Origin of the sequence: Micromonospora sp. NPDC047738, assembly GCF_040642675.1 — a bacterium.
GTDB lineage: Bacteria > Actinomycetota > Actinomycetes > Mycobacteriales > Micromonosporaceae > Micromonospora.
This window is the reverse complement of sequence record NZ_JBEYSO010000030.1, coordinates 1-14,568: the sequence shown is the minus strand read 5'-3', so window position 1 is coordinate 14,568 and position 14,568 is coordinate 1. Positions and strand designations below refer to the sequence as shown.

At 73.5% G+C, this 14,568-nt stretch carries 13 protein-coding genes; 8 read left to right on the top strand and 5 right to left on the bottom strand.

Annotated features, from left to right (window positions below):
• The first annotated feature begins 5 nt into the window (after positions 1–5).
• The 6 genes from ABZ783_RS30910 to ABZ783_RS30885 are packed head-to-tail and all read left to right on the top strand — an operon-like array spanning position 6 to position 7,169.
• The gene (locus ABZ783_RS30910; protein ID WP_357444376.1) at positions 6–1,532 is read left to right on the top strand and encodes an ABC transporter substrate-binding protein; all 1,527 of its coding nucleotides are present in this window, start codon (positions 6–8) and stop codon (positions 1,530–1,532) included.
• Positions 1,529–2,452 (top strand): ABC transporter permease, encoded by a 924-nt coding sequence (locus ABZ783_RS30905; RefSeq protein WP_357444373.1) that lies wholly within the window; start codon positions 1,529–1,531, stop codon positions 2,450–2,452. Before ABZ783_RS30910 ends, ABZ783_RS30905 begins: the two co-directional genes overlap by 4 nt.
• Positions 2,449–3,270: an ABC transporter permease subunit gene (locus tag ABZ783_RS30900; RefSeq protein ID WP_357444370.1), complete on the top strand. Its 822-nt coding sequence runs from the start codon at positions 2,449–2,451 to the stop codon at positions 3,268–3,270. The genes ABZ783_RS30905 and ABZ783_RS30900 overlap by 4 nt, the downstream gene beginning before the upstream one ends.
• A complete protein-coding gene (locus tag ABZ783_RS30895) occupies positions 3,267–4,682 on the top strand; it encodes an ATP-binding cassette domain-containing protein (RefSeq protein ID WP_357444367.1) in 1,416 nt (471 codons plus the stop codon). Before ABZ783_RS30900 ends, ABZ783_RS30895 begins: the two co-directional genes overlap by 4 nt.
• Entirely contained in the window at positions 4,672–6,027 is a 1,356-nt protein-coding gene (locus ABZ783_RS30890) for a class I SAM-dependent methyltransferase (RefSeq protein ID WP_357444364.1), read from the top strand. The genes ABZ783_RS30895 and ABZ783_RS30890 overlap by 11 nt, the downstream gene beginning before the upstream one ends.
• Positions 6,024–7,169 carry a class I SAM-dependent methyltransferase gene (locus ABZ783_RS30885; protein ID WP_357444361.1) on the top strand — a complete coding sequence of 382 codons (1,146 nt, stop codon included), beginning with the start codon at positions 6,024–6,026 and terminating at the stop codon, positions 7,167–7,169. The genes ABZ783_RS30890 and ABZ783_RS30885 overlap by 4 nt, the downstream gene beginning before the upstream one ends.
• Before the next feature lie 53 nt (positions 7,170–7,222).
• Here ABZ783_RS30885 and ABZ783_RS30880 read toward each other — a convergent pair whose 3' ends face one another.
• On the bottom strand, positions 7,223–7,945 hold the full coding sequence (locus ABZ783_RS30880; protein ID WP_357444358.1) for a class I SAM-dependent methyltransferase: 723 nt from the start codon (positions 7,943–7,945) through the stop codon (positions 7,223–7,225).
• 87 nt (positions 7,946–8,032) lie between these two features.
• On the opposite strand from ABZ783_RS30880, the gene ABZ783_RS30875 reads away from it, so the two are divergent.
• Complete coding sequence (locus ABZ783_RS30875; RefSeq protein ID WP_357444354.1) at positions 8,033–10,018, top strand: condensation domain-containing protein; 1,986 nt, start codon at positions 8,033–8,035, stop codon at positions 10,016–10,018.
• Positions 10,019–10,034: 16 nt separating this feature from the next.
• Positions 10,035–10,967, top strand: a complete 933-nt coding sequence (locus tag ABZ783_RS30870) for an NAD(P)/FAD-dependent oxidoreductase (protein ID WP_357444351.1) — start codon at positions 10,035–10,037, stop codon at positions 10,965–10,967.
• 49 nt (positions 10,968–11,016) lie between these two features.
• On the opposite strand, the gene tnpB is transcribed toward ABZ783_RS30870, so the two are convergent.
• The 4 genes from tnpB to ABZ783_RS30850 form a co-directional block, all read right to left on the bottom strand.
• Positions 11,017–12,474: an IS607 family element RNA-guided endonuclease TnpB gene (gene tnpB, locus ABZ783_RS30865; RefSeq protein WP_357444348.1), complete on the bottom strand. Its 1,458-nt coding sequence runs from the start codon at positions 12,472–12,474 to the stop codon at positions 11,017–11,019.
• Positions 12,471–13,046, bottom strand: a complete 576-nt coding sequence (locus ABZ783_RS30860) for an IS607 family transposase (protein ID WP_357444345.1) — start codon at positions 13,044–13,046, stop codon at positions 12,471–12,473. Before ABZ783_RS30860 ends, tnpB begins: the two co-directional genes overlap by 4 nt.
• Positions 13,047–13,252: 206 nt before the next feature.
• Entirely contained in the window at positions 13,253–14,005 is a 753-nt protein-coding gene (locus ABZ783_RS30855) for a TIGR03943 family protein (protein ID WP_357444342.1), read from the bottom strand.
• Positions 14,002–14,568 (bottom strand): permease (locus ABZ783_RS30850; protein ID WP_357444339.1); only part of this gene is annotated, 567 nt, incomplete at its 5' end. The genes ABZ783_RS30850 and ABZ783_RS30855, both read right to left, overlap by 4 nt.

Here is a 14,568-nt window from a genome sequence, read left to right as displayed (position 1 = left end):
TGATCATGGCAACTCCTCTACGTCGCCGGCATGCCGGCGTCCTGACCGTCCTCGCGCTGCTGGCCACCATGGCCGGCTGCGGCGGCACCGCCGCGCCGGCCACGACGACCTCCGGCGACACGCTGCGCTACGTGTCGATCGGCTCGCCCGCCACGGCCAGCAACGACCCCCACGGCGGGCTGGCCAACGAATCCGACGCACTGCGCTTCGCCCTGACCTACGACGTGCTCACCGGCCAGGGACCCGACGGCCGCACCCAGCCGCGGCTGGCCGAAACCTGGCAGCCCGACAAGACCCTGACCAGATGGCGGTTCACCCTGCGCCGCACCGCCGTGTTCAGCGACGGCCGGCCGGTGCGCGCCGCGGACGTGCTGTACTCGCTGCGGCGCATCGAACGCAAGGCCACCGAGAACTACGGCCGGCTCGCCGCGTTCGACCTGGCCGCCTCACGGGTCGTCGACGAGCACACCGTCGAGATCGTCAGCCGGCAACCGTTCGCCGACGTACCCCGCGCCCTGGAGTCGGTGACGTTCGTGGTGCCCGAGGGCAGCGACGACTTCACCACCCCGGTGCCCGGGTCCGGGCCGTTCCGGCTGATCAGCAGCGACGCGCAGACCGCGGTGCTGGAACGCCACGACCGGTGGTGGGGGCCCACCCCGCCGCTGCGGCGGATCGAGGTTCGCGCCGTGGCCGACCCGCAGGCCCGCGCGCAGGCCGTGCTGTCCGGGCAGGCCGACGTGGCCGCCAGCATCGCCCCGACAGCGGCGAAGCAGGCCGAAGGCCGCGCCGATCTGACGCTGGTGCGCCGCCCGGCGGTGACCATGTACCCGTTCGTGATGCGCACCGACCGCAAGCCCTTCAACGACCCCCGGGTACGCGAGGCGGTCAAGCTGGCCGCCGACCGGCCGGCGCTGGTGCAGGCGGCGTTCCTCGGCTACGGGCAGGTCGGCGACGACGTGCTCGCCCCGGCCGACCCGTCCGCCCCGACCGGGCTGGCCCCGCGCCAGCGCGACGTCGCCCGGGCCAAGCAGCTGCTGGCCGAAGCCGGATACGGCAACGGCCTGACGGTCACGCTGCACACCACCACCTCCTACCCGGGCATGGACACCTCCGCCACCCTGTTCGCCCGCCAACTGGCCGAGGCCGGTATCACCGCGCAGGTGAAGCTGAACCCACCGGACACCTACTTCACCAACGTGTGGGCCAAGCAGGACTTCTACACCGGCTACTTCGGCGGCATCCCCTTCTTCGACGTAGCCCGGGTGGCGCTGCTGTCCACCTCCCCCACCAACGAGACGGCCTGGAAGCGGCCGGCGTTCGACACCGCCCTGAACGCCGCCCTGGCCAACCCCGACGAGGCCGCCCGCAACCGGGCCCTGGGTGAGCTGCAACGGCAGGTCCGCGACGAGGGCGGCTACGTCGTGTGGGGCACCGGCGACGGCCTGGACCTGACCCGCAAGGGCGTGCAGGGCCTGCCCACCGGTCCGGGGTTCGCCCGGCTGTACATCGACCAGGTTCGGGTCGACGGATGATCCGCCGGCTGGTGCGGGCGCCGCTGCTGCTGGTCGGGGTCTCGGTGCTGGTGTACGCCGCCACCGAGGCCCTGCCCGGCGACGCCGCGGACGCCCGCACCGCCGGGCGGGCCACCGCCGCGCAGCTGGCCGAACTCCGTACCCGCACCGGCCTGGACGCCCCGGCCTGGCAGCGGTACCTGGACTGGGTCGGCGGGCTGCTGCGCGGTGACGCCGGTGTGTCGCTGCTGTCCGACCGGCCGGTGGCCGACCTGGTCGGCCAGCGGCTGCCGGCCACCGCCACCCTGGCTGCCGCCGCCCTGGCGGCGGCCGTGCCGGCGATGCTGGCGCTGGCCTGGGTCGCCGGCACGCCGTCGCGGACCGGCCGGATCGCCGCAGCCGCCGTCACCGCCGCGGCGGCGGTGCCGCAGGTGGTGGTCGCCGCCGGCCTGACCGCCGTGTTCGCCGGGATGCTGGCCTGGCTGCCGCCGGTGTCGCTGCTGCCGCCCGGCGGCACTCCCGCCGACCTGCGGGCGCTGGCGCTGCCCGTGCTCAGCCTGGCGCTGCCGTCGGCGGCGTACGGGGCAGCCCTGCTGCACGGCGTCGTCGCGGACGCCGCCGCCCGGCCGTACGTGCGCGACGCGCACCTGCGCGGGCTGCCCCGGTGGCGCGTCGCTGTTCTCTACGTCGGCCCGATGCTGCTGGCCCCGGCCGCGCGGGTCGTCGCGGTGGTCGCCGGTGGTCTGGTCGCGTCGACCGCGGTGGTGGAGACCCTGTTCGGCTACGCCGGGCTCGGTGAGCTGCTCACCGGGGCCGTGGCCAACCGGGACACCCCGGTGGTGCAGGCGGTGGCGATGCTCGCCGCCGCGGTCGTGCTCGCCGGTCTGTTCCTCGCCGACCTGCTCGCCGCCGCCACCGACGCGCGGCGTTCACCGGCATGACCGGCCCCGCTGCGTGGCTCTCCCGCGTCCGGCACGGCGCCTGGACCGGGGTCGCGGCCGTAACGATCGTCGGTCTGCTGGCGATGGCGGGCGGCATCCTGGCTCCCCACGATCCCACCGCTCCGGTTGGTGCCCCTTGGACGCCGCCAGGCCCCGACGCCGTGTGGGGCACCGACGCCCTCGGCCGCGACGTGCTGTCGAGGGTGCTCGCCGGCGGCCGGTATCTGACGGTGACCGCCGCTGCGGCGGCGGTCACCGCCAGCACGCTCGGGGTGGCCGGCGGCCTGGTCGTCGGCTGGCACCGCAGCCGGGTCTCCCGGCTGCTGACCGCCAGCATGGACCTGCTGCTGGCGGTGCCGCTGCTGCTGATCGCGATGGTCCTCGCCGTCGCGCTGCCGGGCCCGGCAGCGGTGGTCGCCGGCACGGTGTGCGGGGGCACCCCGCTGACCCTGCGGGTGGTCGCCGACACCGTCACCGCGGTGCGGCACACCGGGTACGTCGAGGCCGCTCTCGGCCGCGGCGAGTCCGACCCGGTGATCCTGGCGCGGGAGGTGCTGCCCGCGCTGGCCGGGCTGGTCCGCGCAGACCTGGCCGCCCGGTTCGTCGTCGCCCTGCAACTGGCCGCCGCGCTGAGTCTGCTGGGTCTGGGGCCGGCGCCACCTGCGCCGGACTGGGCCGCCATGATCCGGGAGAACCTCACCGGCGCCGCGCTCAACCCCGCTGCGCTGGCCGCGCCCGCGGCCGCGCTGGCCGTGGTGTCCCTGCTCGTCACGGTCGCTGGTCAGCTCGCCGGCCGCACCCGCGGACGGCCGGCATGACCGGCAACGGCTCTACATCAGACGCGGCGGTGGCCGGCGGGCTGTCCGTCACCGGCCTGCACGTCGTGGACGCTGACGGCCGCACCGTGATCGGCCCGGTCGACCTGCACGCCGCGCCGGGTGAGGTCGTGGCGCTGGTCGGCCCGTCCGGCGCGGGCAAGACGGTCCTGCTGTCGGCCGTGCTCGACGCGCTGACGCCGCCGCTGCGACGCGCGGCGGGTCAGGTGCGCTGGCAGGGCACACTCGTCGCGCCCGGCGCGGCGGCCCGCCGGTGGCGGCGTCGCCGCGTCGGGGTGGTCGGCCAGGATCCCGCCCAGGCGCTGCACCCGTTGCGGCGCGCCGCCGCGCTGATCGCCGAAAGCGGCGCCGATGCCGCATCCAGCCGGGCAGCGCTCGCCGCGGTCGGCCTCGCCCCGGCCAGGTACGCCGACCGTCGTGCCCACCAGCTCTCCGGCGGACAGGCCCAGCGCGTCGCCGTCGCCCGGGCGGTAGCCGCCGAACCCGATCTGCTGGTCCTCGACGAGCCGACCAGCGCTCTGGACGAGGCGGCCATGCAGTTCGTGGCCGCCGCGGTCCGCGTCCGGCGTGGCGATCCCCGCTGTGTCACCCTGCTCGTGTCGCACGACGCCGCCGTCGTGGCCGCCCTCGCCGACCGCGTCGTGCAGATCGGCGCACCGGCGACGTCCACGGCGACCGGATCGGTGTCGCGGCCGGCGCCCGGGGCCACACCGCTGCTGAGCGTCCGCGGCCTGACGGTGTCGCAGCCGCCCGGCGGCGCCGCCCTGCTGCGCGAGGTCGACTTCCAGGTGGCCGCCGGCGAGTTCGTCGCAGTGCGCGGACCGTCCGGCGGCGGAAAGAGCACCCTGCTGCGGACCCTGGCGGGGCTGCACCCGGTCGACGCCGGGCACGCCCGGCTCAGCGACACGGACCTGCCCTGGCCGGTCCGCCACCGAACCCAGCCGCTGCTGCGGGCCGTCCAACTAGTCGGCCAGCACCCGGCCGACGCGCTCAACCCCGCCCACCGCGTCGGCGCCACACTGGCCCGCCCGCTACGCACCCTGGCCGGCGTCGACGCCCCCGACACTCACATCGCGCGGCTGCTGACCCAGGTCGGCCTGGCCCCGGACATCGCCGCACGCCGCCCCCACGAGCTGTCCGGCGGGCAGCGGCAACGCGTCGCGCTCGCCCGCGCCCTGGCGGCCGGACCGCGGCTGCTGCTGGCCGACGAGATCACCGCCGCGCTCGACGCCGGCACCGCAGCCGGTGTCCTGGACCTGCTCGACCAGCTGCGCGCCGGCGGACTGGCGGTGCTCACGGCCAGCCACGACCCGGCGGTCGCCGCCCACGCCGACCGCGTCCTGCTCCTGCACGACAACGACCTCACCTCGGAGGACCCTGCCCATGCCCGTTGACCCGCCCACCACCAGCCAGGCTGCCGCAGTGCTGGCTGCACACCCGTGGATCGCCGACGCGTACCCCGACGAGGCGGGCCTGCGGATCGCACCCGAACCCGCCGCGCTGGCCGTCGGCGCCCACCCCGGCGCGCTGGTCGTCGAGTTCCTCGACCACTGGAGCGAGCTGTACGAGGCGACGTACGCCGGCGCGCACGGCCGCCACGCCGACGACCTGGATCTGTCCGGCTGGCGAGCCACCGACACCGGCAAGCCGCTGCCCACCGAACACATGACCGAATGGGTCGATCGGACCGTCGCGCTCATCCGTGGCACCGGAGCCCGTCATGTGCTCGAACTCGGCTGCGGCACCGGGCTGCTGACGCACCGCCTGCACCCGCACCTGACCGGATACGTCGGCACCGACGTCGCCGAACACGCCGTAGCCACCCTGGCCGCGGCCGCGCCACCCACCGTGCGGGTGCTGCGCGCCGCCGCCCACGAGCTGGCCGGAGCGCCCGTACGACGGGCCCTGCACGAGCTGGGCTTCCCCGAGGGGCGGCCGGACTGCGTCGTGCTCAACTCGGTCACCCAATGCTTCCCCACCGTCGCCTACCTGACCCATGTCGTGGCCACCGCCATCGACCTCGTCGCCCCGGGCGGCGCCGTGGTCGTCGGCGACGTGCGCCACGCCGGGCTGCACGAGCACTTCTGCCGGTGGGCCGAACGCGCCGCCGACCCGGACGCCGACGACGCCACCGTGGCCGCGCGGGCGACGGCCCGCGCGGCCCGGGAGGAGGAGCTGCTCGTCGACCCGGCCACCATCGCCGCCGCCACCGGCGGCACCGGCCGGGCCGTCCATGTCGGCGTGTACGCCAAGACGATGCGGGCCGACACCGAACTGACCCGCTTCCGCTTCGACACCGTGCTGCACGTCGATACCGCGGCCCCGGCGTCGCGGCCGCCCGCCGTGCGGTGGGCTGACCTGCCGGTACCCGACCGCCTCGACGTGGTGCGGAAGCTGCTGGCCGGCGGGCCTGTCCACGTGCACGGCATCACCAACGCGCTGCTGCACCCGGACGCCCCGGACGCGGTCACCGCGCACGCGCTGTACGACGTGGTAGGCGACCGCGGGGCGGTGCTGCTGGACCCGCGCGACCCCACGCTGCTGGAACTGGTCTCACCAGCCGACGCTGCTCCGGTTCCGGCCGCTGCCCTTGCCGGCGGCGACCGGCAGGCCCACGAGCCGCTGCCCGCGTTCGTGCGCCGACGCCTGACCGAGGAGGCCCGCCGCACCCTGCGCCGCCGCCTGCCCGCAGCCGCCGGCACCCCCGTCCGCGTCGACCTGGGCCGGGCCGCCGGATGAGCGTCGAGTTGATCCGGCAGCGGGCGACGCGGGCCGGCGAGCAGGCCATGGCCGGGGTGAACCGGGCGGCGTTGCCGGGGTTCATGCGCCGGCTCGACGAGGCGGCGCTGGTGGCCATGGCGGCCACGCTGCACGCTGGCGGCGCCTTCCGGGCAGGTGTGGCGCGCACCGCGGACGAGGTCGGTGACCTGCTGCGCGTCGCCCCGCGGCACCGGTGGATCCTGCGCCGCTGGCTGGCCGTGCTCACCACCGAGGGCTGGCTGCATCACGACGCCAGCCCCGGCCGCTACCACGGACTACGCCCGGCCACCGACGATGATCTGGCCGCCACCGCCCGCGACCTCGACGCCGCCCGCGCCGGCCTGGGCTACCCGGCCGCGATGACCCGGTTCTTCACCACCACCGCGGCGCACCTGCCGCAACTGCTACGCGACGAGGTCCCCCTGCAGGCGCTGCTGTTCGCCGACGACGACCTGGCCACCGCCGAGGCCGCCTACAAGGACAACGTCATCAACGGCTACCTCAACGCGGTCACCGCCGCCGCCCTCGCCGCGCTGGCCAGCCGGCACCACGGGGCACAGCCGCTGCGAATCCTGGAACTCGGCGCCGGCATCGGCGGCACCACCACCGACGTGCTGCCCACGCTGGCCGGGCAGCCGGTGACCTACCACTTCACCGACGTGTCCCGGTTCTTCCTCGACACCGCCCGGGACCGGTTCGCCGCCTACGACTTCCTCACCTACGGGCTGTTCGACATCAACCGCCACCCCACCGACCAGCTACCCGCCGGCTCGCAGGATGTCATCGTCGCCGCCAACGTCGCGCACAACGCCGTCGACGTGACCCGGCTACTGGCGGGGCTACGCACACTGCTGACACCCGGCGGGCACCTGCTGCTCATCGAATCCTGCCGCGAGCACTACCAGATCGCCACATCGATGCAGTTCCTCATGTCCGCCCGCCCAGGCACCCCGGCTGCCGGAAGCGGCGACCTACGCGCCGGCACTGATCGGATCTTCCTCACCCGCACCCAGTGGCTGGCGCAACTGTCCGCCACCGGGTTCACCGCCGTGCTGGACCTGCCGCACCCCGACGATCCGCTGAGCGCCCTCGGCCAGCACGTCTTCCTGGCAGCCCGGTGAGCCGCCCCGGACGTCCTGCCGCTGCGGCCACCGGCCGTCGCGATCCCGCTGCCTCACCCGACGCGTACGGCACGGACCACATCCATGGGGCCGACCTCGGCACGCAGCCCCGCCTCGGCCAACTCGGCCCTCAGGTCGTGCTCCGACAGTACGTGCCAGGGGTAATCGACGGTGTGTTCCCGCAGCACAACGTCGCCGTCGAGCACTCGGTAGCGCATCCGCCAGGTCACCGTGTCGGGCCCGGCCGGCTCGGCGCTGCCGCCGCCCTCATAGGTGTGCCGGCCGATGCGCACCGCGCCGAAGGTGGTGAACCCGACCACCGCCGGCTCAGCCGGCGGCTGCAGGTTGACCACCAGGGGCGCGCCGGGCGCCAGGCGCGCGGCGACCCGATGCCAGAATTCGCGCCGGTCCTGCGGGGGCAGGTGCCCGATCATGTTGGCCGCAAGCACCGCGCCGAGCCGCTCGGGTAGTGGCGCGCCGAGCGCGTCGCCGGCCAGCACGGTGACCCGCTCGCGCAGGTCCGCGTCGGCGGCGACGCGGGACAGCAGCACCGCCCGCAGGACCGGCGACGGCTCCACGGCCAGCACCGCCGCGGCGGGGCAGGCGCCGGCCAGTATCTGCGTACCGAGGCCGGTGCCGGCGCCGACGTCGAGCACCGGCCCGTGCTCGGGTTCGACCCCGCGCAGCGCCGCCCGCACCGGGTCGCGGAGCACCTGCCACGCCGGTCCACTCAGGACGTCGATGAACTCCCCAGAGGCTTCGTACCCATCTTCCATGCCGCCAGGTTACTGGAAACCGTTCTCATTTTCGACTAGGCTGCCGTGGTGACACGCCGGCCATCACCGCTGGAGGCTGCGCCGCCCATGACCCTCACCTCGACCGCCGCCCCCACCGAGCACGACCAGACCACCGTGCTGGCCGGCATCTGGGCCGAACTGCTCGGCATCGACCCCGACGCGCTACCCCGTGACGTCAGCTTCCTGCGTCTGGGCGGCGACTCCGTGCTGGCCGTACGGATGTCCGCGCTGGTACGTCGGCGACTCGGCGTGCAGCTCGCCCTGTCCGACGTACGCGTCGACACCACACTCACCGAACTGGCCGCCCTGGTCGCCAGCCGCGCCGCCGGCACCACCACCGGCGACCGGCCCCTACCCGTAGACCTGCACCGCCGCGCCGACCCGGCAGCGCCGTTCCCGCTGCTGCCGCTGCAGCAGGGCTACTTCGTCGGCCAGCAGGACGGCTGGGAACTGTCCTACGACTCCGCGCACTACTACCTCGACCTCGCCCTGACCGACATCGACCCCGACGAGGCACCGGAGGCGCTGCGCGACGCGCTGCAGCGCCTGGCCGCCCACCAGCCCACCCTGCGGGCCCGGGTCACCCCGGAAGGCCACCAGCACGTGCTGCCCCTCGAGCATCCCGGCGCGGTTCCGCCGCTGCACGTGCTCGACCTGCGCGACGATCCGCACCCCGACACTCGGCTGGAGGTGCTGCGCCGCGAGATGAGCACCCGCGGCCCCGATCCCACCCGCGGGCCCGGCGTCGACGTGCGGCTGAGCCTGCTGCCCGCCGGCCGGGGCCGGCTGCACCTGTCGCTGAGTCTGCTGCTGCTCGACGGCTGGTCGTCCAACGTGCTCACCCGCGAGCTGCTCACCCTCGCCGCCGACGTCAACGCCACCCTGCCCGCCCTCGACGTCGACTTCGGCGACTACGTCAACGCCCTCGAGCAACTTCCCGCCACCACCGGGTGGCGAGCCGACCGAGATTGGTGGCGGGCGCAACTGCCGAGCTGGCCGCCGGCGCCAGCGCTACCGCTGACCCGCGACCCCGCCGAGGCGACGCCTCAGGTGATGGCGAACCGGGAGGCCCGGCTGCCGGCAGCCGTCTGGACGGCGCTGCGGCAGCGGTGCGCCGAGCAGGGCGTCACACCGTCCGTCGCCCTGCTCACCGTCTACGCCACGGTGCTGGCCCGCTGGGCCGGGCACCACCGGCTGCTCCTGAACACGTTGCAGCTCAACCGGCTTCCGCTGCACCCCGACGTGCACCGCCTCGTCGGCGCGTTCGCCTCCACCATGCTGCTGCCGGTCGACCTGCCACCCGGCGCCAGCTTCGCCGAACTGGCCGGGCAGACCCAGCGCCGGTTCGCCGAGCACACGGCCCACAACCTCGTCTCGGGTGTCGAAATCGCCCGCGACCTCGCCCGCCTGCGGGGCACCCACCGACCGGTCGCCCCGGTGGTGTTCCTCAGCACCATCGGCATGGACGCAGCGATGGGCGAACGGGCGCCCCGGCACGCGGGCCCGCTCGGCGAGGTGAACGCCGCCGACCACCACCACCAGCTGCGTACCCCGCAGGTGGCCCTCGAAGCGCGCCTGTTCGAACTGGACGACGAACTCGTACTGGTGTTCAGCACCGTCGCCGAGATCCTGTCCGCCGAGCAGGTCGACCGAGCGTTCGCCGAGTTCGTCGACCAGGCCGCCGCCCTCGCCGACACCGACGCCTGGCATGAGGTTGTGCCGCTACCTGCCACGCCGGACCCCGACCCGCTCGCCGGTGGCCTACGCCTCGGGCTGCTCGACGAGGCACCGCAGGCTGGCGACGACGAGCCCGGCCCACCCCGCGATCGCGTCGAGGAACAGATCGCCGCCGTCTTCGCCGACCTGCTCGGCGTCGCGGTCACCGACCGCACCACCGACTTCTTCGCCCTCGGCGGTGACTCCCTGCTCGCCGTGCGCGCCCTCGCCCGGCTCGCCCGCGACGGCCTCATGGGCGCCACCGTACGGGACTTCCTCGCCGCGCCCACCGTTGCCGGCCTCGCCGCCGCCGCTCGCCCCACCCCGACCCAGTAGAGGGAGCACCACCGACGTGTACGACGTCATCATCATCGGCGCTGGCTCCGCCGGACTCAGCGCCGCCCAGGTCCTCGGCCGCCAGCAACGCCGCACCCTGCTCATCGACGGCGGCCCACCGCGCAACCACCCCGCCGACGGCATCCACATGTACCTCAGCCGCGACGGCTTCCCACCCCTGCGCCTACTCGAGACCGGCCACCGCGAACTGGCCGCCTACCCCAGCGTCGAGATCCGTCAGACCCGCGTCGAAGCCGCCCACGGCAGCATCGACGACTTCACCGTCACCCTCACCGACGGCGCCACCCACCACGCCCGCCGCCTGCTACTGGCCACCGGCCAAGTCGACGAACCCTGGCCCATCGACGGCGTCGCCGAACGCTTCGGCCGCAGCGTCTTCCACTGCCCCTTCTGCCACGGCTGGGAAGCCCGCGGCAAGAGCATCGCGGTGCTCGGCCGCGAACCCGCCCAGGTCATGCTCGCCGCCTACCTGGCCGACCGGTACACCAACGACGTCGTCGTCGCCACCCACGGCCCGCACCAGCTACCCGAGCCGATCCTGGACAACCTCAAGGCGCTGAACATTCCCCTCATCGAGCAGCCGGTCACCGCGCTCACCGGCGACCTCGACGCCCTGCAGCTGCACCTCGCCGACGGCACCACCCTGGACCGGCAGGTCGTCTTCCACCGGGCGCCCACCCGCCAGCACGCACCCATGGCCGCCCAGCTCGGCGCCGAACTGCTGCCCGACGGCTACGTGCGTGTCGACGAGTTCGCCCAGACCACCGTGCCCGGCGTGTCCGCCGCCGGCGACCTCGCCCGCCTGCCCGCCCTACCCGACGGACTCACCCTCGTCAGCCAGGCCACCGCCGACGGCGTACGCGCCGCTGTCTGGCTCGAACAGGGCCTGTTCCGCGCTGGCCTACCGGTCCCGTTGCTGATTCCGTAGTCGGATGTCAGCAATCCCAGCCTTTCGGCTGGAAAGGTCCGTAACGGTGTCAACGGAGCGCGGGTTGCGCTTCGGTGTCCTGATGACGGTCTCGCGTTTCCTGCTGCCGTTGGCGCGGCAGGGTTTCGCCGCCTGCCCGCCCACCCGCGGCCTTGCGGCTGCGGGTGGTGGTGCGGGTCTTCTGGTCGGCTCCACGCGGTTTCGGCGTTTGCGCGCCCGGGTCTCCGGCCACTCCGGTACCCGTTGATTCTGCCGCGGCGAGGGCGGCGAGGTTGCGGGCTGCGTTCTCGTCCCGGTCGATGACCAGGTCGCAGGCGTCGCAGGTGAACACTCGGACGTGCAGCGGCAGCTTGGCTTTCACCGTGCTGCAGGCCGAGCAGGTCTTGCTGGAGGGATACCAGCGGTCGGCTACTATCCGCCGACCGCCCTTCCATGCGGTTTTGTACCCAACCTGCCGGCGGATCTCCGCGAAGCCGGCGTCGGCGATCTTGCGGGCGAGGCGTCGGTTGCGGAGCATGCCGGCCACGTTGAGGTCTTCGACCACGACGGTGCCGTACTCGGCGGTGATGTCGGTGGTGAGCTTGTGCAGGGCGTCGGCGCGTAGATTCGCCACCCGATGGTGCACGCGGTTGCGTTCGGTGTTCGCGGCGAGCCACCGCCTGGACGGCCGCTGCCCGGTGCGCCGGTCCGGCCCCTGACGGCGGGAGACCCGCCGGGACAGCCGTTTGAGTTGCTTGAGCGCGCCGTCGTAGTGCGCCGGGTTCGGCACGAACCGCACCGTGCCCTGGCTCTCGGCGATCACCGCGAGGCACGTCACGCCCAGGTCCACACCCGCCGCCCCATCCGGACGTGCCGGAGCACGGCCGGTGGCACGCTGGATCTCGACCTGGAAGGAGACGAACCACCGGCCCCGCTCGAACCTGACCGTGGCGGACAGGATGCGGGCGGTGCCGTTAGCGATACGACGTTCCAGCTTGCGGGTGGACTCGTGGGTGCGGATCGTCCCCAGCCGCGGCAACGTGACATGCCGCCGGTCCGGCTCCACACGGATGGCACCGGTAGTGAACCGGCAAGCCAGCCGGGCGGTGTGCTTGGACTTGGGCCGGGGCATGCCCACCCGCTTGCCCTCACGCTGCCCGCGCTTGGACGTGGCGTAGTTGTCGAACGCCGCCGCCGCGTTCGCCAAACCCGTGCTGTACGCCTCCTTGGAGTTCTCCTGCCACCAGCCGGCGAAACGCGGGTCGGTCTTCTTCACCTCGTTGAACACCTTCCGCAACACCGGCAGCGACCACGGCCGCCACGGCGTCAACTCCTCCTCCGCGATGCCGTACGAGGCCTCCGCCTTCCGCTGCCACAACGACGCCATCACCCACGAGACAGCCCAGTTGTACGCGGCACGAGCCGCACCACAATGCGACCGCAGCCGCTGCTCCTGCCCGGCGTTCGGATCCAACGCGAAACGAAACGCCTGGACCACGAAACCGGGCCGCGGCTCGAACTTCTTCACACCAACGGCACCTCGCCGGTCACGGCGGCCAGAGCGCGGGCGGCACGGTTCTTCGCCGCCCGCTGCCCGTACAGCCGGGCACACATCGACGTCAACACGTCGGCCACGTCCTCGACCAGGCCGTTCGTGGATTCCTCCGGGTCCAGAACCACCAGGCGACGCCCGGTCGCAGCAAGCGCGGCTTGCAGGTGCTCCACACCGAACCGGGCCAGCCGGTCCTTGTGCTCGACCACGATCACCGCCGCAGTCGGGTCGGCGAGGAGGCGATGCAGCTTGCGGCGCTTGCCGTTCACGCCGGAGCCGATCTCAGTCACGATCTCCGCCACAGCAAGGCCCTGGGCGTTTGCCCCCTCCACAACCCGCACGGTCTGGCGGACCAGGTCACCCCTCTGATCGCTGGACGACACGCGGCAGTAGGCGACCACGCGACCCGCTGCGGACCGCGCCTCTTCCACGATCCACGTACCAGACGGCGCCTGACGGACAGGGACGGGCAACTTACCGTCCTTCACCCACCGCCAAGCTGTCTGATAGGTCACGCCCTGCTCGCGTGCCCAGACTGAGAGCTTCACACCCCCACAATACATGCGAATTTTTGACTATGATTGCCCACAAAATCCAGAGCTGTTGCCAACCCCTTGGCTGACGGCGACCACCGGCAGCTGCCACCCCGAGAGTTCCTCAACGCGGATGCCGGCCCCGTCGCAGCCGTCGACCCGGCGGGGCGTCCCCGGGCTCAACCTGTGGCTCGAACGCCCCCGCTGGCCTCCGGCACGCCCTACTCGTACGGGTTCTTGGGTGGCGCGATCTTCTGCCAGGTGTCCACCTCCAGGTACGGGATGTCGGATCCGTTGATCGGGTCCTTGGCGGTCTGCGGAACCCACCGGCCGGTGGCCTGCACCCAGCTATCGGCGGGCAGACGGGGCACATCGCCGCTGAGGCCGATCTTGATGGGCATGCCGTCGGCGGCACAGCAGCTGAGGATGATGCGGGCGAGCATGGGTTGGCCGTCCGCGCCGGGTGCGATGAAGCCGGTCAGCTGGACCTGTCGGTCGCGCAGCGTCTTGCCCTCGCCGTAGAGGGCGCGGGAGCCGTAGTCGAGGAGGGTGAGCTTGACCGGGTCGCCCGACGGCAGTGGCGGGAAGGGGCTGTACTCGCCCGCCGTTCCCGCGGTCTCCTGCCGGCTGCTGGTCAGGGCGGAGCCGGCACGGGCGGCGGTGTCGGCGCCAAGGGCCGACGGCGCGACGAAGAGCAACGCGAGAGTCGGCAGCAGTAGCAGCCAACCCGCCGCCGGCCCGGAGTGGTCGTGCCCGTGCCCGTCGTCGTCGGCGGAGTGGGCATCCGCCTGGCGCGGGCCACGGAACTCCTGCGCTAGGGCCACCACGGCGGCGATGATCAGCAGGATCGCGGCGGCGATGAGGAACGGCCGTAGTCCCTGTTTGACGTAGCGTAGATATACGTCGGTGACGCTGGCGCGCAGGATCGCACCACCGAAGAACACCATCACCACGGCCTGAGCGCCCCGGTTCACCAGATCACCATCCCCACTGCTGCCGCGACCAGCACGGCCAAGACGAAGGTCGCCGGCGCGAAGCGGACGGCGAACCGTCGCCCGAACATTCCGGCCTGCATGGACACGAGTTTCAGGTCGACCATCGGACCGACCACGAGGAACGCCAGCCGGGCGGTCAGGGAGAACTGCGACAGCGACGCGGCGACGAACGCGTCCGCCTCGGAGCAGATCGACAGCAGCACGGCCAGGGCCGCCAGCGCCAGCACCGACAGCACCGGCCGGGCGGCCAGGTCGTGCAGGAACTGTTGGGGCACCGCCACGTTGATGGTGGCCGCGGCCATCGCGCCGACGACGAGGAACCCGCCGGCGTGAATGATGTCGTGTCGGCAGGCCGCCCAGAACGCTGCCATCCGCGGCAGGCCGTCGAGGTGCGCCCGGTGCGGCAGGCGGATCCACTCCGTGCGGCCCAGCCGCAGCCACAACCATCCGATCAGCAGCGCCACGACCAGACTCGCCCCGCCACGGGCGGCGACCATCTCCGGGTTACGCGGAAACGCCACGGCGGTCGCGGTCAGCACGAT

Bases quoted from the DNA above. Each gene is read 5' to 3' on its own strand.
- ABZ783_RS30890 (WP_357444364.1), top strand. From the start codon at position 4,672: ATGCCCGTTGACCCGCCCACCACCAGCCAGGCTGCCGCAGTGCTGGCT.
- ABZ783_RS30905 (WP_357444373.1), top strand. From the start codon at position 1,529: ATGATCCGCCGGCTGGTGCGGGCGCCGCTGCTGCTGGTCGGGGTCTCG.
- ABZ783_RS30875 (WP_357444354.1), top strand. From the start codon at position 8,033: ATGACCCTCACCTCGACCGCCGCCCCCACCGAGCACGACCAGACCACC.
- ABZ783_RS30900 (WP_357444370.1), top strand. From the start codon at position 2,449: ATGACCGGCCCCGCTGCGTGGCTCTCCCGCGTCCGGCACGGCGCCTGG.
- ABZ783_RS30880 (WP_357444358.1), bottom strand. From the start codon at position 7,945: ATGGAAGATGGGTACGAAGCCTCTGGGGAGTTCATCGACGTCCTGAGT.
- ABZ783_RS30885 (WP_357444361.1), top strand. From the start codon at position 6,024: ATGAGCGTCGAGTTGATCCGGCAGCGGGCGACGCGGGCCGGCGAGCAG.
- ABZ783_RS30910 (WP_357444376.1), top strand. From the start codon at position 6: ATGGCAACTCCTCTACGTCGCCGGCATGCCGGCGTCCTGACCGTCCTC.
- ABZ783_RS30895 (WP_357444367.1), top strand. From the start codon at position 3,267: ATGACCGGCAACGGCTCTACATCAGACGCGGCGGTGGCCGGCGGGCTG.